17 protein-coding genes are annotated in these 17838 nt (G+C 67.3%); 11 read left to right on the forward strand and 6 right to left on the reverse strand.

All coding sequences use genetic code 11. From position 1 onward, the window contains the following. Window positions 1-154: 154 nt before the first annotated feature. A complete protein-coding gene (locus CNE_RS17270; protein WP_010812133.1) occupies window positions 155-382 on the forward strand; it encodes a hypothetical protein in 228 nt (75 codons plus the stop codon). Window positions 383-465: 83 nt separating this feature from the next. On the opposite strand, the gene arsC is transcribed toward CNE_RS17270, so the two are convergent. Beyond that, window positions 466-831, reverse strand: coding sequence for an arsenate reductase (glutaredoxin) (gene arsC / locus CNE_RS17275; RefSeq protein ID WP_013958334.1), 366 nt, complete (start codon window positions 829-831; stop codon window positions 466-468). Between the two features lie 174 nt (window positions 832-1005). Between arsC and CNE_RS17280 the strand changes: the two genes are divergently transcribed. Further along, window positions 1006-1587, forward strand: coding sequence for a GNAT family N-acetyltransferase (locus CNE_RS17280; RefSeq protein WP_013958335.1), 582 nt, complete (start codon window positions 1006-1008; stop codon window positions 1585-1587). 495 nt (window positions 1588-2082) lie between these two features. On the opposite strand, the gene CNE_RS17285 is transcribed toward CNE_RS17280, so the two are convergent. After that, window positions 2083-3351, reverse strand: coding sequence for a M20/M25/M40 family metallo-hydrolase (locus CNE_RS17285; protein WP_013958336.1), 1269 nt, complete (start codon window positions 3349-3351; stop codon window positions 2083-2085). Window positions 3352-3410: 59 nt separating this feature from the next. After that, complete coding sequence (locus CNE_RS17290; protein ID WP_013958337.1) at window positions 3411-4667, reverse strand: allantoate amidohydrolase; 1257 nt, start codon at window positions 4665-4667, stop codon at window positions 3411-3413. Window positions 4668-5093: 426 nt separating this feature from the next. On the opposite strand from CNE_RS17290, the gene CNE_RS17295 reads away from it, so the two are divergent. From CNE_RS17295 to CNE_RS17315, 5 genes are all read left to right on the forward strand, one after another. Further along, window positions 5094-6494, forward strand: coding sequence for a C4-dicarboxylate transporter DctA (locus CNE_RS17295; protein ID WP_041228234.1), 1401 nt, complete (start codon window positions 5094-5096; stop codon window positions 6492-6494). A 47-nt stretch (window positions 6495-6541) separates the two neighbouring features. Beyond that, window positions 6542-7234, forward strand: coding sequence for a GntR family transcriptional regulator (locus CNE_RS17300; protein WP_013958339.1), 693 nt, complete (start codon window positions 6542-6544; stop codon window positions 7232-7234). 567 nt (window positions 7235-7801) lie between these two features. Then, a complete protein-coding gene (locus tag CNE_RS17305) occupies window positions 7802-8605 on the forward strand; it encodes an SDR family oxidoreductase (protein ID WP_013958340.1) in 804 nt (267 codons plus the stop codon). A 42-nt stretch (window positions 8606-8647) separates the two neighbouring features. Continuing rightward, window positions 8648-9427: an enoyl-CoA hydratase-related protein gene (locus CNE_RS17310; protein ID WP_013958341.1), complete on the forward strand. Its 780-nt coding sequence runs from the start codon at window positions 8648-8650 to the stop codon at window positions 9425-9427. A 26-nt stretch (window positions 9428-9453) separates the two neighbouring features. Then, window positions 9454-10290, forward strand: coding sequence for a crotonase/enoyl-CoA hydratase family protein (locus tag CNE_RS17315; protein ID WP_013958342.1), 837 nt, complete (start codon window positions 9454-9456; stop codon window positions 10288-10290). Between the two features lie 10 nt (window positions 10291-10300). Here the strand turns inward: CNE_RS17315 and CNE_RS17320 are convergent, their stop codons facing one another. From CNE_RS17320 to CNE_RS17330, 3 genes are all read right to left on the reverse strand, one after another. After that, entirely contained in the window at window positions 10301-10669 is a 369-nt protein-coding gene (locus CNE_RS17320; RefSeq protein WP_013958343.1) for a DUF2784 domain-containing protein, read from the reverse strand. A 17-nt stretch (window positions 10670-10686) separates the two neighbouring features. Continuing rightward, a complete protein-coding gene (locus CNE_RS17325) occupies window positions 10687-11607 on the reverse strand; it encodes a LysR family transcriptional regulator (RefSeq protein WP_010812145.1) in 921 nt (306 codons plus the stop codon). A gap of 148 nt (window positions 11608-11755) precedes the next feature. Then, a complete protein-coding gene (locus CNE_RS17330; protein ID WP_013958345.1) occupies window positions 11756-12451 on the reverse strand; it encodes a hypothetical protein in 696 nt (231 codons plus the stop codon). 283 nt (window positions 12452-12734) lie between these two features. Here CNE_RS17330 and gcl point away from each other — a divergent pair, with 283 nt between their 5' ends. The 4 genes from gcl (at window position 12735) to CNE_RS17350 (ending at window position 17774) form a co-directional block, all read left to right on the forward strand. Beyond that, window positions 12735-14519 carry a glyoxylate carboligase gene (gene gcl, locus CNE_RS17335; protein WP_013958346.1) on the forward strand — a complete coding sequence of 595 codons (1785 nt, stop codon included), beginning with the start codon at window positions 12735-12737 and terminating at the stop codon, window positions 14517-14519. Window positions 14520-14630: 111 nt separating this feature from the next. After that, complete coding sequence (gene hyi, locus CNE_RS17340; protein WP_013958347.1) at window positions 14631-15413, forward strand: hydroxypyruvate isomerase; 783 nt, start codon at window positions 14631-14633, stop codon at window positions 15411-15413. Between the two features lie 57 nt (window positions 15414-15470). After that, entirely contained in the window at window positions 15471-16385 is a 915-nt protein-coding gene (gene glxR / locus CNE_RS17345; RefSeq protein ID WP_010812149.1) for a 2-hydroxy-3-oxopropionate reductase, read from the forward strand. Window positions 16386-16451: 66 nt separating this feature from the next. Further along, window positions 16452-17774, forward strand: a complete 1323-nt coding sequence (locus tag CNE_RS17350; RefSeq protein WP_013958348.1) for a glycerate kinase type-2 family protein — start codon at window positions 16452-16454, stop codon at window positions 17772-17774. Window positions 17775-17838 lie beyond the last annotated feature (64 nt).

The raw sequence follows: 17838 nt of genomic DNA on the forward strand, positions 1-17838 counted from the left end.
TAGCATCTGACGCCAGCGCGCCTATAGTAGAAGCGGATATGGCGTACCGGGCGAAACGAGCCACAGACTATCCGGCGCACTTGCGCAGCCACGCCATATGCCATTTGAGCCATGTTGCCCGGATCGCGCGGCGCCTGCCGAGGAGGTGTCGATCATGCGTTTTCATACCGACCTGCACTTGAGAGACCTGGCCGGCCGGATTCATTGGCCGCATGCCACGCGGGGCGCCACACCCATTACCCATCGCCACACCTCGGATGAGGACGCCGAAGTCGCCAAGGCCACGCTATACGTCAGCACGGTGACGCTGGTGGTGCTGCTGGTCGTGCTTGCGGCCATCGCTTTCGGTCAGGAGGCCATGCACTGGCTGGGTGTTCATTAGACGACCCGCCTGAAGCTGTTTGCCTCAAGCACCGGCCGGCCCCCACAACGTGGGGGCCGGTTTTATTTGGGGCCGTGCATTGGCTAGCTCAGGCCCAGCAGCGGTGCCACGTTCTCGGGCGGCCGGCCGATCGCGGCGCGGCGGTTGCGCACCACCACCGGACGCTGCAGCAGGATCGGGTTGTCAGCCACGGCCGCCAGCAGCTCGGCCTCGGTCAGGCCGGGATCGGCCAGGCCCAGCTCGGCATACGGCGCTTCGTTGTCGCGCAGCATCTCCCGCACCGGCACGCCCAGCATGGTGTGCAACTGGCGCAGCGTGGCCAGCGACGGCGGCTCTTTCAGGTATTCCACGATTTCCACCGGTTCGCCCAGCCGCTCGCTGGCGGCCTGGACCAGGGCGAGCGTTTCGCGCGACTTGGAGCAGCGGGGGTTGTGGTAGATGGTGATCATGGCAGGGTCCTTTCTTGTCGTTGCCGTGCCTCGCCCCGGGGCGTTGGCACTAATGCGGTGCAAATCAATCCGCACTATATACAAGACACCGGCCCTCGCGCAGCATCACGCTGGTGCATGTGCCCGGCACGCATCCTGCGTTGCCCCAAGTCCTTGCATAGGGCGCCATTCCCGATGACTTCCACTACCCTTTCCGCCACGACGCCGTCCGCCGGCACGCGCAAACCCTTTACCCTGCGCGACGCCACGCCCGCCGACGTCCCCGCCATCCACGCCATCTACGCGCACCATGTGCTGCACGGCCGCGCCTCGTTCGAGGAAGCGCCGCCGGGCCTGGACGAGATGCAGCAGCGTTTTGCCGAAGTGCAGCGCAAGGGCCTGCCCTACCTGGTCGCCGTGCGCGACGGCGAGGTGCTGGGCTATGCCTATGCCTCGTCCTACCGCGCGCGCAGCGCCTACCGCTTTGCCATCGAGGACTCGATCTATATCGACCACCGCCGCGTCGGCGAGGGCCTGGGCCAGGCCCTGCTGGCCGAACTGGTCGCCCGCTGCGAGACCGGTCCCTGGCGCCAGATGGTCGCCGTGATCGCCTGCACCGCCGGCGGCGAAGGTGCCGGTTCGCTGGCCGTGCATGAGCGGCTGGGCTTTCGCACTGTCGGCCGGCTGGAGGCGGTGGGGTTCAAGCATGGGCAGTGGATCGACACGGTGCTGATGCAACGGGTGCTGGGGGCGGGGGCGATGACGCTGCCGGGATAAGAGACTTTTCCGTTGTTGCGGCAGACGAGTCTGCTTGAGCGATGGGATGGCAGTCTGAAGAATGGCTATGGTCAGAGCACCTCATCGGAACCTGCCCATGCCCAAGAAAACTGACTTCACCATTACGCTGGATGCAAAGCTCAAATTCGCATTCCTGCAGGCGATCGAGGTTGAACAGCGTCCCGCTTCGGATGTAATCGCTGACCTGATGCTCGTGTACTGGAGTTTTGCGAGCATGTCTACGATGACGACGACTACCTGCGCGCCAAGGTTGAAGCAGGCAGAGCGAGCATCCGAGCTGGGGAAGGAATACCTCACGAGCGAGTCGAAGCCGAGTTCGCGGCCTGGCGGGCGGAAATACTGCAGAGTCCCGGAATGTCAGACTCGAAGTGAGCGGCGGGATCAATCCCATCCCGCCCGCATCAAACAAAAACGCCACGGATTCCTCCATGGCGTCTTGCGCAGCAAAGCCCGGCGCCTTCCGGCGCCCAAGCCTTACTTCATTAGGTCCGACAGCGCCAGCGCCACCACCTTGGTAGCGCGGTTCAGGTCGTTCAGGCGCAGGTTCTCGTCCGAGTTATGGCCGCGGGCTTCCATCAGCGTGCGCGGGCCGGCGCCGTACAGCACGGTCGGGATGCCGCGCTTGGTGTAGTGACGGGCGTCGGTGTAGAGCGGCACGCCTTGCACCGGGATCTCCACGCCGAACACGGACTCGGCACGGCTCTTCAGGGCGCCGATCAGCTTTTCCACGCCCGGCAGTTCCGACAGCGGCTCGGCCAGGATGATGCGCTCGACCTTCACTTCGATGCCCGGACGGTCCTTGGCGGCCTTTTCCACCACGGCGCGGATCTCGCCTTCGGCGTCGAAGCCGATTTCCTCAGGGATCATGCGGCGGTCGACGCGGAAGGTCACCAGGTCAGGCACTACGTTGGTGTTGATGCCGCCCTTGATCAGGCCCACGTTCAGCGTGGCGGTGTCGATGCCCGGCACCTTGGACTTGCGCGTGGCCAGCTCGGCACGCAGGCCGTAGATGGCTTGCAGGATGTGGGTGGCGGCTTCGATCGCGTCCACGCCGGTGTGCGGCATGGCGGCGTGGCCCTGCTTGCCCTTGACCGTCACTTCGACGTGCAGGCAGCCGTTGTGCGACGAGGTGATGCCATACGAGAAGCCGGCCGAGATGGCGTAGTCGGCCTTGCTCAGGTTGTTGTCGAGCAGGAACTTGGGACCGATGTCGCCGCCGGTTTCCTCGTCATAGGTGAACTGCAGCTCGACCGCGCCGTTGATCGTTGCGCCCTGCTTCTCGGCCTCCATCAGTGCCAGCACGGCGTAGGTGTAGGTGGCGAAATCCGACTTGGACACCGCCACGCCGCGGCCGTACATGACCGGGCCGTGCTCGCTGTCTGCCACTTCGCCGCCGTACGGGTCCTTGGTCCAGCCCAAGCCCGGGGGCACCACGTCGCCGTGGGCGTTCATGGCGATGGTCGGGCCGCCCGTGCCGAACTGCTTGCGCACGACCAGGTTGGTGGCGCTGATCATGCCGGCTGCCTTCACCAGCTCGTCCGGCACCTTGTGCGCCTCCACCGTGAAGCCCAGCCCCTCCAGCAGTTCCTTGGCGCGCTTGCCATGGGCGTCGCAGTCGCCTGCGGGGTTGTCCGAGGGAACCTTGACCAGTTCGGCCAGGAAGGCTTCCTGTTCCGGACGGTGCTGGTCGATGAATTGCGTCAGCGTGGTTTCAGTCGGGTTCATATTGTCTCGTGCGGTCATGACTTGTTCTCTTAACTACGGAGGAGGGTTCGGGTGGGTTCCGGGGAGTCTGCGCTGGCTTACTGCGGCAGGCGGAAGTGCTCGACGAAATCGCTGAACACGCGCGCGGACAGGGCTGCGTCCTCGGCGGTCATGGTTTCGGTGGGATGGTGGCTGATGCCGCCGTTGCCGCAGCGCACAAACAGCATGGCGACGTCGGCGATGGCGGCAATGGCCATGGCGTCGTGGCCGGCGCCCGACGGCAGGTGGCGCACCGGCACGCCCTGGCGGGCAATCGCGGCGGCCCATTGCTCTTGCAGCCACGGGGCACACGGCACACTCTTCGCCTCGTGGGTCTTGCGCACTTGCGCGCGCACGTTGCGGCGCGCGCACACACGCTCGATCTCGGCCAGCACGTCGTTGGCGGCGGCCTCGCGCTCGGCATCAATGCCCGAGCGGATGTCGATGGAGAACACCGCATGGCCGGGCACCACGTTGGTGGCGCCGTTGGGCACGTTGAACTGGCCGACCGTGCCGACCAGGCCCGGCTTGCCGCCGCAGCGCTTCTCGATATACAGGCCGATCTCGGCCCCGGCCATGGCGGCGTCGCGGCGCATGTCCATCGGCACCGTGCCGGCGTGGCCAGCCAGGCCTTCGAGCTCGACGATAAAGCGGGTGGCGCCGGAGATGGCGGTCACCACGCCCACCGGCAGGTTTTCATTGAGCAGCACCGGACCTTGTTCGATATGGACTTCGATGAAGGCCGCGACCTGGCTGCGGTCATGCCTGGCGGCGGGCAAGGCAGCGGGGTCGAAACCGGCCTCGCGCATCACCTGGCGCATGGTCTTGCCGCTGTCGTCGACGTTGTCCAGCACGTTGTTGTCGAAGGTGCCGGCGATGGCGCGGCTGCCCAGCAGCGTGGCCTTGAAGCGCACGCCCTCTTCCTCGGCAAAGCCGACCACCTCGATCGCAAACGGGAAGCGCTTGCCCTGGCGGTTCCATTCGGCCACGCACGCGGTCGGCAGGATCACGCCGAGGTTGCCGTCATAGCGGCCGCCGTCGCGCACGGTGTCGAAGTGCGAACCGGTCAGCAGCGCTGGCGCGTCGGGCGTGGTGCCCTCATAGCGGCCGATCACGTTGCCGGCGGCGTCGCGCCGCACCGTCATGCCGGCCTGCTGCATCCATTCGGTCAGCTGCGCGGCGGCGCCGTGGTGGGCCTCGGTCAGGTAGGTACGGGTGAGCATGCCGGGCTGCTCGGTGTGGACGGCCAGGGCGTCGGCCCAGGCCATGATGCGCGTGCCAGTCTCTGCGGCGGACGGCGACGGATTTGCTGCCATGCGTTGTCTCCTGCTGGAAGTGCGTGAACGCCGCGGCGGGTGGTCCGGCAAGGCCCGCCGGTGTCTGCCGCAAGGCCTGCCGGCGCGGGCGGGGCGCCCGGGCCGAAGCTCTATTCTGTGCGATTCATGTTAGCACAGTGAATTCAAAAATTGCATACAAAAATGATATGCACTATATTCGCTTCCACGTTCAGACAATTTGCCGCGGACAATCCGGTCCGCACAGGCGATTGCGTGGATTCCGCCTCAACAGGGGGGCTATCCGCGAGGTGGCGCGCTCCCGACCCGGAAGCCCCGCACGGAACGTAAGGCCGGCAGCCACCCGCCAGTAGAGCAGTACGGGGCCGCCGGTGATTCCTGGATCAGATGGGCCAGCCAGCACCAGCCAATGCACAGGCGCCGGACCGGCCCGGTACGGAGACAACCATGCAGCATGCAGTTCCCTCGCAGCCCCGCCCCGGCACCCCCCAGCCCCGTTTGCATACCCGCTTCACCCGTTCGCTGTTTGGCCAGGTGCTGATTGCCCTGGTGATTGGCACGGCACTCGGCCTGGCATTCCCCGAGTTCGCCGCCAAGCTCAAGCCGCTTGGCGATGCCTTTATCAAGCTGATCAAGATGCTGATCGGCCCGATCGTATTCTGCGTGGTGGTGGCCGGCATCTGCGGTGCGGGCGAGCTGAAGAAGGTCGGCCGCGTCGGCATCAAGGCGGTGGTGTACTTCGAGATCGTCACCACCATCGCGCTGGCGCTTGGCATCCTGCTGGCCTATGTGTTCCAGCCCGGCGTCGGCATGAATGTCGACCCGCGTTCGCTCGATGCGTCGGCCATCGCCGGCTATATCGACAATGCCACCAAGGTGAAGGACCAGGGCACCGTCGATTTCCTGCTCAAGCTGATCCCCAATACCGTGTTCGGTGCCTTTGCCAATGGCGACGTGCTGCAGGTACTGGTGGTATCGATCCTGTTCGGCTGCGCGCTGTCGCTGGTGGGTGAGCCGGGCCGGCCGCTGGTCAGGCTGATCGATACCTTCTCGCACACGCTGTTCAAGATGATGGGCTTCATCATCAAGCTGGCGCCGCTGGGCGTGCTGGGCGCGGTGGCCTTTACCGTGGGCAAGTACGGCATCGGCTCGCTCAAGCAGCTGGGCTTCCTGGTGTTCCTGTTCTACGGCGCGGTGGCCATCTTCGTGCTGGTGGTGCTGGGCACGATCATGCGCGTGTGCGGTTTCTCGGTGATCAAGCTGATCCGCTACCTGCGCGCCGAGCTGCTGGTGGTGCTGGGCACGGCCTCGTCCGACAGCGTGCTGCCGCAGGTGATGAAGAAGCTGGAGTTCATGGGCATCAAGAAGTCGGTGGTGGGCCTGGTGATCCCGACCGGCTACTCGTTCAACCTGGATGCGTTCTCGATCTACCTGACGCTGGCCGCGGTGTTTATCGCGCAGGCGACCAACACGCCGCTGGCGCTGGGCGACCTGCTTGGCATCCTGGCGGTGGCGCTGGTCACCTCCAAGGGCGCGCACGGCATCCCCGGCTCGGCCATCGTGATCCTGGCGGCAACGCTGTCGGCGCACCCGGCGATTCCGGCGATCGGGCTGGTGCTGGTGTTGTCGGTGGACTGGTTCATCGGCATCGCCCGCGCGCTCGGCAACCTGATCGGCAACTGCGTGGCCACCGTGGTGGTGGCCGCCTGGGAGAAGGATATCGACCGCGAACGGGCCCATGGCGTGCTCAACGGCACCATTGAAGCGACCGACCTGGATGCGGGTCTGGCCGCGATGGCGGAGGACGGCGTGGACGCCGGATCTCCGGTCGCCGTGCCAGGGCGATAGAATCACGCATCTCCCCAACCGCGCAGCCTCTGCGCAAGTGCGCTGCCATGCCCGAGCATATCGATCCTGACATGACCGCCGAGGCGATCGCCGAAGACATAGTCGCGGCCATCGTTTCGCACCGCCTGCCACCCGGCACCAAGCTGCGCGAGGAGGCCCTGGCCAGTGTCTACCGCGTCAGCCGCACCAAGGTGCGCGCGGCGCTGCTGATGCTGTCCAAGGACAAGGTCATCCAGATCGTGCCGGACAAGGGCGCCTTCGTGGCCAAGCCCAGCGCCGAAGAGGCGCGCGAGGTCTTCGCGGTGCGCCGCATCCTGGAAGCGGCGCTGGCGCGCGAGTTCGTCGCCAAGGCGACGCCCGCCGACTACAAGCGGATTGACAAGCACCTGGCGGCCGAGCGCAAGGCGCTGACGGGCAACGATGCGCAGGTGCGCACCCGGCTGCTGGGCGACTTCCATATCGTGCTGGCCGAGGTGGTCGGCAACGGCGTGCTGACCGAGATGATGCGCGAGCTGTCGACGCGCAGCGCGGTCATCACCATGCTGTACCAGTCGCGCCGCGACGCGGCCTGCTCCTCCGACGAGCACCGCGAATTCATCGAGGCCGCCCGCGCCGGCGATGTCGAGCGGGCCGTCGCGCTGATGGTGGACCACCTGGGCCACGTGGAAGGTGCGCTGCATTTCGAGGAAACCGCGCCGGTGTCGCGCGGCAAGGACCTGGTGACCGCGCTGCTCGCGTAGGCGTCCGCTTGATGTGAGTCAAAGCGGCCCCAGCCGCCCACGCGCACACTTGACCCCGCCATGAAGACGCGGGGGCGCACTTCATGAGCACTCCGCCTTCCGGCACCTCATCGTCGGAAGGCTGCCCGCACGCTGCAACGGTGTGCGGGCTTTCTTTTTTCTGAGGACTGGGTTTTGCGCTGCGGAATGGCGCCCTGTCCCGCCCCTTCGCCGCCACGCTGCCGCACCCGTTTTTCCCTTTCCCGCCAGCTAGTTGCAGCCCCCGGACGGCATTCCCGGCGCCGCCATTGTTGCGTCCGTGGCGGCCGGCATTGCCGGCAATACGCGAAATCGAATCCCGGCTTCGGGTTAGGATGCCGGAGGCCAGAGGCCGGCGCCGCCCCCGCAGCATCGGGAGCGGACGCACACCAGAACAGAAACATGGAGACCGTCATGCGCCATCGCGCGATACCTGCCGTGCAGCGACGCCGCCGGCGCTAGCCCTCCCCTGCATTTCGCCCCGCCACGGTTCTGCCTGACGCCGGATCGCGGCCCGCATCGCCTGACCATCGATCGAGAGGACTTCCAATGCCCAGTGCCTTCCGCCCCGACGCCTTTGCCGGCAAGACCGTATTCGTCGCCGGCGCCTCCTCCGGCATCAACCTCGGCATCGCGCACGGCTTCGCGCGCGCCGGGGCGAAGCTGGCGCTGATCAGCCGCACCGCCGAGCGCATCCAGGCCGCCGCCGACACCATCACCGCGGCCGGCGGCACCGCCATCGGCATGGCCGCCGACGTGCGCGACTATCCCGCCGTGGAAGCGGCCTTCGCGCGCGCCCAGGACGAACTGGGGCCGATCGACGTGGTGATCTCCGGCGCCGCGGGCAACTTCCTCGCGCCCGTGGTCGGCATGTCGGCCAATGCCTTCAAGACCGTGGTCGATATCGACCTGCTCGGCACCTTCAACGTGTTCCGCGCCAGCTTCGACCACCTGGCCAAGCCGGGTGCATCGCTGATCGCCATCACCGCGCCGCAGGCGGTCAACGCCATGATGTTCCAGGCCCATGCCTGCGCCGCCAAGGCCGGCATCAACATGCTGATCAAGTGCCTGGCGATGGAATGGGGCCCGGCCGGCGTGCGCGTGAACGGCATCTCGCCCGGGCCGATCGCCGACACCGAAGGCATGGCGCGGCTGGCGCCCACGCCCGAGATGGAGGCGCGCTACAAGGCCCGCCTGGCGCTGCGCGACTACGGCACCAAGGACGATATCGCCGATGCCGCGATGTACCTGAGCAGCGACAACGCGCACTACGTCACCGGCACCATCCTCGACTGCGACGGCGGCAGCAAGCTGGGCGACGCCTCGGCCGATGCGCTGAAGAAGCCGCAGTAAATCACCGTACCGAATACCGACCACGAGACCAGGAGACCCCCCATGACGGCATCCGTCCTCTATCAAACCAGCGAAGGCGTGGCCACGCTGACCCTGAACCGCCCGGACGTGCTCAACGCAATGAACGGCGACCTGATGCGCGAGCTGCGCGAGGGCGTTGAGCGCGCCGCCGGCGACGCTGACGTGCGCGCCGTGCTGATCACCGGCGCGGGCCGCGGCTTCTGCGCCGGCGCCGACCTGGCCGCGCGCGGCAAGGATGGCATCACCGATTCCGGCACGCTGCTACGCGAGCGCTACCACCCGATCATCATGGCGCTGCGCCAGATGCCCAAGCCGGTCGTCACCGCGGTCAACGGCGTGGCCGCCGGTGCCGGCATGAGCCTGGCGCTGGCGGGCGACGTGGTGCTGGCGGCTCGCTCGGCCAGCTTCCTGCAGGCCTTCTCCAAGATCGGCCTGGTCCCGGACGCCGGCAGCACCTACTTCGTGCCGCGCTATGCCGGCGAGATGCGCGCCCGCGCGCTGGCCATCCTGGCCGAAAAGATCGATGCCGAGGAGGCCCAGCGCATCGGCCTGGTGTGGAAGGTCCACGCCGACGACGCGCTGCAGGACGAGGCCGGCAAGCTAGCCCGCCACCTGGCCACCATGCCGACCATGGCCTACGGCATGATCAAGGAAGCCCTCAACCAGAGCTTCGACAACGACCTGGCCGCGCAGCTCGAAGTGGAAGCCACGCTGCAGTCGCGTGCCAGCCGCAGCGATGACTGCAAGGAAGGCGTGGCCGCCTTCATGGAGAAGCGCAAGCCGCAGTTCAAGGGCCGTTGAGCACCCACATCACAAGGAGCCAGCGCATGAGCGCCAGCAGCAACGAACGTATCCTCGTCACCATCGAAGACGGCGTCGCCGACGTCCGCCTGAACCGCCCCGACAAGATGAACGCGCTCGACCAGGCCATGTTCGACGCACTGATCGAGACCGGCGAGCAACTGGCGCGCATGCCCGACCTGCGCGCCGTGGTCCTGTCAGGCGAAGGCCGCGCCTTCTGCGCGGGGCTGGACATGGGCAGCATGGCGGGCATGTTGTCGGACGGTGGCGGCGAATCCCACAACGACAGCATCGGCGCGGGCCGCCTCGGCAAGCGTACCCACGGCATGTCCAATCGCCCGCAGTACGCGTGCATGGTCTGGCGCGAGCTGCCGGTGCCGGTCTTCGCGGCGGTGCACGGCGTGGCTTTCGGCGGCGGGCTGCAGGTGGCGCTGGGGGCGGACGTACGCTACGTCGCGCCCGATACCAGGCTGTCGGTCATGGAAATGAAGTGGGGGCTGGTGCCCGACATGGCCGGCATGGTGCTCACGCGCGGCCTGGTGCGCCCCGACGTGCTGCGCGAGCTGATCTACAGCGCGCGCGTGCTGAGCGGCACCGAAGCCTGCGAACTGGGCCTTGGCACCTACCTGGCCGACGACCCGCGCGCCGCGGCGCTGGAAGCCGCGCGCCAGGTGGCACAGAAGAACCCGGATGCGATCCGTGCGGCCAAGCGCCTGATGGCGGTGGTGGAGCGCGGCGACAATGCCGCCATCCTGCAGGCCGAGTCCGATGAGCAGGACCGGCTGGTCGGCTCGCCCAACCAGCGCGAGGCAGTGCTGGCCAATATGCAGAAGCGCGCGCCGCGCTTCGAGCCGGCGGGCTGAAGCAACGCGCTCAGTGGTGGCGCCGTCGGCGCCACCACAGCACATAGACCGCCACGTTGACCGCCAGCACCACCGCGCCGAGCCACAGTTGCACCGCCGGCGTAAGCCCGGCCGGATAGATCAGCGGCAACAGGTAGCGCTCGACAAAACCGCCGCTGTAGCCCGCCTGCCCGGCAGCCTGGCGCAGCGTGTTTTCCAGCGGCGTCAGCGGGCAGATCCAGCCGGACCATTCGATCAGCACGCCCCATGCCGCCGCGGGCAGGTGCAGCCATGCAACACGCGGCCATCGCAATACCAGCAGTCCGCCCGCCACCACGAACAGGATAAACAGCCCGTGCACGATGACCACCAGGTCGGCCAGCCAGGCTGTGATCGGCATCGCGCTCGGCGGCGGCCTCAGTTGCCGCCCGCCGTGTCCATCCAGTAGCCCGGGCGCGCGAACTGCGCCTTCAGGTGCTCGATGAAGAAACGAATCTTGGCCGGCACCGGGCGCTGCTGCGGGTACACGGCAAGGATGTCGTAGGCCGGCAGCGCGTATTCGTCCAGCACCGTGATCAGCTCGCCGCTCTCCAGCTGCGGCAGGATCTCCCAGGTCGAGCGCCAGCCCAGGCCCAGGCCCTCGCCGGTCCAGCGGTGCAGCAGCTCGCCGTCGTTGCAGTCCAGGTTGCCGTTGACGCGCACGGTCACGGTCTTGCCGTTCTGGCTGAAGTACCAGCCGCGCTGCTGGCCGCCCTGCAGGTTGAACGCCAGGCAGTTGTGCTGGGCCAGGTCGTCCAGCGTCTGCGGCACGCCGTACCTGGCAAAGTACGCCGGCGTGCCGCACACCACGCGCTTGTTCGACGCCAGCTTGATCGCGACAAAGTTCGGGTCGATGGCGCCGCCGATGCGGATGCCGACGTCATAGCCTTCGCGCACCAGGTCGACCACGCGGTCGGTCAGGTTGAATGAGATCTGCACTTCCGGGTTGGCCGAGAGGAACGCCGGCGCGTGCGGTGCCACGTGCTTGCGCCCGAACGCCGCCGGTGCCGAAACGATCAGGTGGCCGGTGGCCTTGTGCTTGCCTTCGGCAATCAGCATCTCGGCGCGGTCCAGGTCGGCCAGCGCCTTCTTGCACTGCTCCATGAACACCGCGCCCTGCTCGGTCACGGCAATGCGGCGCGTGGACCGGTGCAGCAGCTTGACGCCGATGCGGGCTTCCAGCGCGTTGATGCGGCGGCCGATCATCACCGGCGTCACGTTCTGCGTGAGCGCCGCGGCCGCCATGCTGCCGTGCTCCACCACGGCGATAAAGGCTTCGATTTGCTTTAGTTTGTCCATCGGATATTCGTCTCCCGGGCGCCATTGTGCGGCATCCCCGGGGATGTGACATCCCTGCGCGGCTGATGGGCAGGATCGCGGCATCCGCATACGGCCGCGTCAGCGCCGCTGCCAGGGGCACGCCGCGTCACCCGGCGCCGGTGCGGAATCAGCCGCCCGGAGCCGCCCGCGCCCTGACCTGCGCGTTCATCTCGGCCGCTTCGCCCAGCACATGGGCCAGCCGCCGCAGCGGGCGGCTGCATTGCACATGCAGGTACAGGTAGCAGGCCGCGCCGGTCACCACCATCACGCCGTAGATCCACAGCAGCGCCCCGGCCATGGCCTGCTGACGCGGCAGCGCGGCCACCACGGCCGCGGCCGGCGCCAGTGCCAGCAGCATTGCCAGGGTGCGCGCAGCACCTTCCCACAACCGCAGTTGCAACACCACGCGCCGCTGGCGCGCCTGCAGCTGCGGCGGCGGGATGCGCGCCAGCCGGCGCAGCAGCGCATCCTCGGCCACGCTGTGGCGGTCCATCTCGGCGGCCTGCCAACGCAGCGGATGGCGCAGCCTGGCCAGCACGGTGCCGGCGCGCGTGAGTCCGGCGCCGACATAGCAGGCGGCGGACAGGGCCAGCAGCGCCTCGAAGGTCCGCAGCGACCACGGCGGCACCGGGTGCTTCAGCCACAGCCGCCAGACGGCCAGGGCCGCGCCGCTCAGGATGGTCGCGACCAGCGCCGCGATAAAGCCCACCCACAGCGCGCGCCCGAGGCGGCCGCCCTGCGCCGCACGGTCGGCGGCCGGCCCGGGCGGGGCGGCGGCAAGCGCTTCAAGCAGTTCGTAGGTAGACGGCAGCCTGGAATACATGGTCGGCCCGGATGGCGATGAATCCCGCCATTTTGCCGCACTGCGCTGCGGCGGCCGGCCGGCGCCGGCCCGTACCCACCGCTGCGCTGCGTGCCCGCACCGTCACACCACATATCCAATTGCGTACCCCGGCGTACCCCCGCCGACCGTCCGATCGGGCTTCCAAGGCGATATTGCGTACCCCAGGTATCGAATCAACTGATCTCCCTTCTGTTTATCCCACCCCGCCTGCGGGAATAGGATCGACTCCAACGGAATTCACACCATCACTGGAGACAAGATCATGGCAAAGATGAGAGCAATCGACGCGGCAATCGCCGTGCTGGAGAAGGAAGGCGTGACCACGGCATTCGGCGTGCCGGGCGCGGCAATCAACCCGTTCTACTCGGCAATGCGCAAGTCGGGCAACATCAACCACGTGCTGGCCCGCCACGTCGAGGGCGCCTCGCACATGGCCGAAGGCTACACCCGTGCCGAGCCGGGCAACATCGGCGTCTGCGTCGGCACCTCGGGCCCCGCCGGCACCGACATGATCACCGGCCTGTACTCGGCCTGGGCCGATTCGATCCCCATCCTCTGCATTACCGGCCAGGCCCCGCGCGCCCGCCTGTACAAGGAAGACTTCCAGGCCGTCGATATCGAATCGATCGCCAAGCCCGTGACCAAGTGGGCCGTGACCGTGCGCGAGCCGGCACTGGTGCCGCAAGTGTTCCAGCAAGCCTTCCACATCATGCGTTCGGGCCGCCCGGGTCCGGTGCTGATCGACCTGCCGTTCGACGTGCAGGTGGCCGAGATCGAATTCGATGTCGACACCTACCAGTCGCTGCAGCCGTACAAGCCGGCTGCCTCGCGCGCCCAGATCGAGAAGGCCATCTCGATGCTGAACGCGGCCGAGCGCCCGCTGATCGTGTGCGGCGGCGGCGTGATCAACGCCGACGCGGCGGAACTGCTGGTCGAGTTCGCCGAACTGGTCAACGTGCCGGTGGTGCCGACCCTGATGGGCTGGGGCGTGCTGGCCGACGACCACCCGCTGCAAGCCGGCATGGTCGGCCTGCAGACCTCGCACCGCTATGGCAACGCCACGCTGCTGGCTTCGGACTTCGTGATGGGCATCGGCAACCGCTGGGCCAACCGCCACACCGGTAGCGTCGATGTCTACACCAAGGGCCGCAAGTTCGTGCACGTCGATATCGAGCCCACCCAGATCGGCCGCGTGTTCGGCCCGGACCTGGGCATCGTGTCGGACGCCAAGGCCGCGCTGGAACTGTTCGTCGAAGTTGCCCGCGAAATGAAGATGGCCGGCCGCCTGCCGTGCCGCAAGTCGTGGGTGGCCGACGTGCAGAAGCGCCGCCGCACCATGCAGCGCAAGAGCGACTTCGACAACGTGCCGGTCAAGCCGCAGCGCGTGTACCGCGAGATGAACCAGTACTTCCCGCGCGACGTGCGCTACGTCAGCACCATCGGCCTGTCGCAGATCGCCGCGGCGCAGTTCCTGTCGGTCAATGAGCCGCGCCACTGGATCAACTGCGGCCAGGCCGGCCCGCTGGGCTGGACTATCCCGGCCGCGATCGGCGTGAAGACCGCCTCGCCGGATTCGGATGTGGTGGCGATCTCGGGCGACTACGACTTCCAGTTCATGATCGAAGAGCTGGCCGTGGCCGCGCAGTTCAAGGTGCCGTACATCCACGTGGTGGTGAACAACTCCTACCTCGGCCTGATCCGCCAGGCGCAGCGCAACTTCGAGATGGACTACTGCGTGCAGCTGGCCTTCGACAACGTCAACTCGCCCGAACTGAACGGCTATGGCGTGGACCACGTCAAGGTGGTCGAAGGCCTGGGCTGCAAGGCGATCCGCGTGTTCAAGCCGGAAGACATCGCCCCGGCCTTCGCCGAAGCGCGCGACCTGATGGCCGAATTCTCGGTGCCGGTGGTGGTCGAGGTGATCCTGGAGCGCGTGACCAATATCGCGATGGGCACCGAGATCGACAACGTCAACGAGTTCGAGCCGATCGAAGACCTCGAGGACATCGAGGAAGCGATCCTGAAGGAAGAAGTGGAAACGGCGTAAGCAGCACCATTCCAACATGGAAGCGCGGGCTACGGCCCGCGCAAATCCAGCGCCCCTGCATCACCGGTTCTGCACCGGCAGAACGACAACACAACTAAACCGGAGAGACTCATGACTAAACTTGCGGCCAACCTCACCATGCTGTTCAACGAAGTGGGGTTTCTCGACCGCTTCGAAGCCGCCGCGCGCGCGGGCTTCCGCGGCGTGGAATTCCTCTTCCCCTATGCCTTCCACGCGGACCAGATCGCTGACCGCCTGAACCGCTTCCAGCTGGACCTGGTGCTGCACAACCTGCCCGCCGGCAAGTGGGAAGCGGGCGAGCGCGGCATTGCCTGCCACCCGGACCGCGTCGGCGAGTTCCAGGACGGCGTGGGCGAGGCCATCAAGTACGCCAAGGTGCTGGGCGTGCGCCAGCTGAACTGCCTGGTCGGCATCCAGCCGCAGAACGTCAAGCGCGAGCAGGCCCAGGAAACGCTGGTGGAAAACCTGCGCTTCGCCGCCAGCGCGCTCGCCGCCGAGCATATCGACCTGCTGGTCGAGCCGATTAACACCTTCGACATCCCCGGCTTCTTCCTGTCGCGCACGCAGCAGGCAGTGGACCTGATCAACCAGGTCAATGCGCCCAACCTGTACGTGCAGTATGACATCTACCACATGCAGCGGATGGAGGGCGAGATCGCCAACACCATCAAGGCCAACCTGCCGAAGATCAAGCACGTGCAGCTGGCCGACAACCCGGGCCGCAATGAACCGGGGACCGGCGAGCTGAACTACCACTTCCTGTTCAAGTTCCTGGACGAGATCGGCTACAAGGGCTGGATCGGCTGCGAGTACAAGCCGAAGACCACCACCGAAGCCGGCCTGGGCTGGCGCGCCGAACACGGCGTGCAGTAACGGGTTACCACCTACGCCAACCAAGACAGACTTAATCTCATTCAAGGAGACATCAACATGGCAAACCAACGCAACGTCGGCTTCATCGGCCTGGGCATCATGGGCGCACCGATGGCGGGCCACCTGCGCGCCGCCGGCCACACGCTGTTCGTGCATGACGTCAACCCGGCCCCGCAAGCGCTGGTCGATGCAGGCGTGACCGTCTGCACCAGCGCCGAGGAAGTCGCCAAGCGTGCCGACATCATCGTCATCATGGTACCGGACACCCCGCACGTGGAAGCCGTGCTGTTCAGCGAAAAGGGCGTGGCCGCCGCGTTCAAGGCCGCCGGCAAGGAAGCCAGCCACAGCAAGATCGTGGTCGACATGAGCTCGATCTCGCCGATCGCCACCAAGGACTTCGCCGCGCGCATCAACAAGCTGGGCGCCTCGTACCTGGACGCGCCGGTGTCGGGCGGTGAAGTGGGCGCCAAGGCCGCTTCGCTGACGATCATGGTCGGTGGCCCGCAGGAAGCCTATGACCAGGTCAAGCCGCTGTTCGACCTGATGGGCAAGAACGTCACGCTGGTCGGTGGCAACGGTGACGGCCAGACCACCAAGGTGGCCAACCAGATCATCGTCGCGCTGAACATCCAGGCCGTGTCCGAAGCCCTGCTGTTCGCCTCCAAGGCGGGCGCCGATCCGGCCAAGGTGCGCCAGGCGCTGATGGGCGGCTTTGCGGCCTCGCGCATCCTGGAAGTGCACGGCGAGCGCATGGTCAAGCGCACCTTCGACCCGGGCTTCCGCATCGAGCTGCACCAGAAGGACCTGAACCTGGCGCTGCAGGGTGCCAAGGCCCTGGGCGTGGCACTGCCCAACACCGCCACCGCGCAGGAGCTGTTCAATACCTGCGCCGCCAACGGCCTGGGCAAGCAGGACCATTCGGCCCTGTGCCGCGCGATCGAGATCATGTCTAACCACCAGATCGCCAAGTAAGCAGCAACCAAGTCGTCCCCGCCCTGCGGGGACGACTAGCTTTCCCCGTCAGCACCAGGACTTTTCATGCTCGCCACCGAACCTCAAGCCGCCCTGCTCTCGCCCCAGCGCGCCGCAGCGCATCCCGGACAGTCCGAAGCGCGCGCGTTGCTGCGCGACCTGTTCGATACCGCGGTCGCTTCCGTCAGCGCCAGCCACTGCCTGCCGCCGCACCTGCCCACGCCGCCCAAGGGCCGCACGGTAGTGATCGGCGCCGGCAAGGCCGCTGCCGCGATGGCGCAGGCGGTCGAGGCGAACTGGCAAGGCGAGCTGTCGGGCCTGGTGGTGACGCGCTATGGCCATGGCGCCGAGTGCCAGCGCATTGAAGTGGTGGAAGCCGCGCACCCCGTTCCCGATGAAGCCGGTGCGCGCGCCGCGCAACGCATGGTGGAACTGGTGCAGGGCCTGACCGCCGACGACCTGGTGCTGTGCCTGATCTCCGGCGGCGGCTCGGCCCTGCTTGCCGCGCCAGCACCCGGCCTGACGCTGGCCGACAAGCAGGCCGTCAACAAGGCGCTGCTGCGCAGCGGCGCCAGCATCGGCGAGATGAACTGCGTGCGCAAGCACCTGTCGGCGCTCAAGGGAGGCCGGCTCGCGCTGCACTGCGCACCGGCACGCGTCGAGACGCTGCTGATTTCCGATATCCCCGGCGATGACCCGACCCTGATCGCCAGCGGCCCGACGCTGCCCGACGCGACCACCTGCGCCGACGCGCTGGCCGTCATCGCCAAGTACGGCATTGAAGTCCCCGCCAACGTGCGCGCCCACCTGGAAAGCGGCGCCGGCGAAACGCCCAAGCCCGGCGATGCCCGCTTCGAGGGCCACCGCAACGTGACGCTGGCTACCGCGCAGCAATCGCTGGAAGCCGCGGCCGCGCGCGCGCGTGCACTGGGCTACGAGGCCCATATCCTGTCCGACTGCATCGAAGGCGAAGCCCGCGAAGTGGCCGAAGTGCACGCCGCCATCGCGCGCCAGGTCGCACAGCGCGGCCAGCCCTTCAGCAAGCCCTGCGTGATCCTTTCCGGCGGCGAGACCACCGTGACCGTGCGCGGCAAGGGCCGCGGCGGGCGCAATGCCGAGTTCCTGCTGGCGCTGGCGGTGGCGCTGGACGGCCTGGCCGGCGTGCACGCGATCGCCGGCGACACCGACGGCATCGACGGCTCCGAGGACAATGCCGGCGCGCTGCTGTCGCCCGACACCCTGACCCGCGGCGCCGCGCGCGGGCTGTCGGCGCGCGCGCACCTGGACAACAACGACGGCTACGGCTTCTTTGCCGGCGTGGACGACCTGATCGTCACCGGCCCGACCCGCACCAACGTGAATGACTTCCGCGCCATCCTGATCGTGTAGGCCTGCAGTCGCCAGCGCAGTACCGCCGTACCGAAGCAGTCGTTCACCTGAACAGCATTACCCG

Source organism: Cupriavidus necator N-1 (assembly GCF_000219215.1).
GTDB classification, from domain to species: domain Bacteria; phylum Pseudomonadota; class Gammaproteobacteria; order Burkholderiales; family Burkholderiaceae; genus Cupriavidus; species Cupriavidus necator.

What these genes read in the sequence shown, in the direction of transcription:
- hyi (WP_013958347.1), top strand. Translation starts at nt 14,631, where the DNA reads ATGACTAAACTTGCGGCCAACCTCACCATGCTGTTCAACGAAGTGGGG.
- CNE_RS17310 (WP_013958341.1), top strand. Translation starts at nt 8,648, where the DNA reads ATGACGGCATCCGTCCTCTATCAAACCAGCGAAGGCGTGGCCACGCTG.
- CNE_RS17290 (WP_013958337.1), bottom strand. Translation starts at nt 4,667, where the DNA reads ATGGCAGCAAATCCGTCGCCGTCCGCCGCAGAGACTGGCACGCGCATC.
- CNE_RS17270 (WP_010812133.1), top strand. Translation starts at nt 155, where the DNA reads ATGCGTTTTCATACCGACCTGCACTTGAGAGACCTGGCCGGCCGGATT.
- arsC (WP_013958334.1), bottom strand. Translation starts at nt 831, where the DNA reads ATGATCACCATCTACCACAACCCCCGCTGCTCCAAGTCGCGCGAAACG.
- CNE_RS17330 (WP_013958345.1), bottom strand. Translation starts at nt 12,451, where the DNA reads ATGTATTCCAGGCTGCCGTCTACCTACGAACTGCTTGAAGCGCTTGCC.
- CNE_RS17280 (WP_013958335.1), top strand. Translation starts at nt 1,006, where the DNA reads ATGACTTCCACTACCCTTTCCGCCACGACGCCGTCCGCCGGCACGCGC.
- CNE_RS17295 (WP_041228234.1), top strand. Translation starts at nt 5,094, where the DNA reads ATGCAGCATGCAGTTCCCTCGCAGCCCCGCCCCGGCACCCCCCAGCCC.
- CNE_RS17305 (WP_013958340.1), top strand. Translation starts at nt 7,802, where the DNA reads ATGCCCAGTGCCTTCCGCCCCGACGCCTTTGCCGGCAAGACCGTATTC.
- CNE_RS17325 (WP_010812145.1), bottom strand. Translation starts at nt 11,607, where the DNA reads ATGGACAAACTAAAGCAAATCGAAGCCTTTATCGCCGTGGTGGAGCAC.
- CNE_RS17285 (WP_013958336.1), bottom strand. Translation starts at nt 3,351, where the DNA reads ATGACCGCACGAGACAATATGAACCCGACTGAAACCACGCTGACGCAA.
- CNE_RS17315 (WP_013958342.1), top strand. Translation starts at nt 9,454, where the DNA reads ATGAGCGCCAGCAGCAACGAACGTATCCTCGTCACCATCGAAGACGGC.
- CNE_RS17350 (WP_013958348.1), top strand. Translation starts at nt 16,452, where the DNA reads ATGCTCGCCACCGAACCTCAAGCCGCCCTGCTCTCGCCCCAGCGCGCC.
- CNE_RS17320 (WP_013958343.1), bottom strand. Translation starts at nt 10,669, where the DNA reads ATGCCGATCACAGCCTGGCTGGCCGACCTGGTGGTCATCGTGCACGGG.
- CNE_RS17300 (WP_013958339.1), top strand. Translation starts at nt 6,542, where the DNA reads ATGCCCGAGCATATCGATCCTGACATGACCGCCGAGGCGATCGCCGAA.
- gcl (WP_013958346.1), top strand. Translation starts at nt 12,735, where the DNA reads ATGGCAAAGATGAGAGCAATCGACGCGGCAATCGCCGTGCTGGAGAAG.
- glxR (WP_010812149.1), top strand. Translation starts at nt 15,471, where the DNA reads ATGGCAAACCAACGCAACGTCGGCTTCATCGGCCTGGGCATCATGGGC.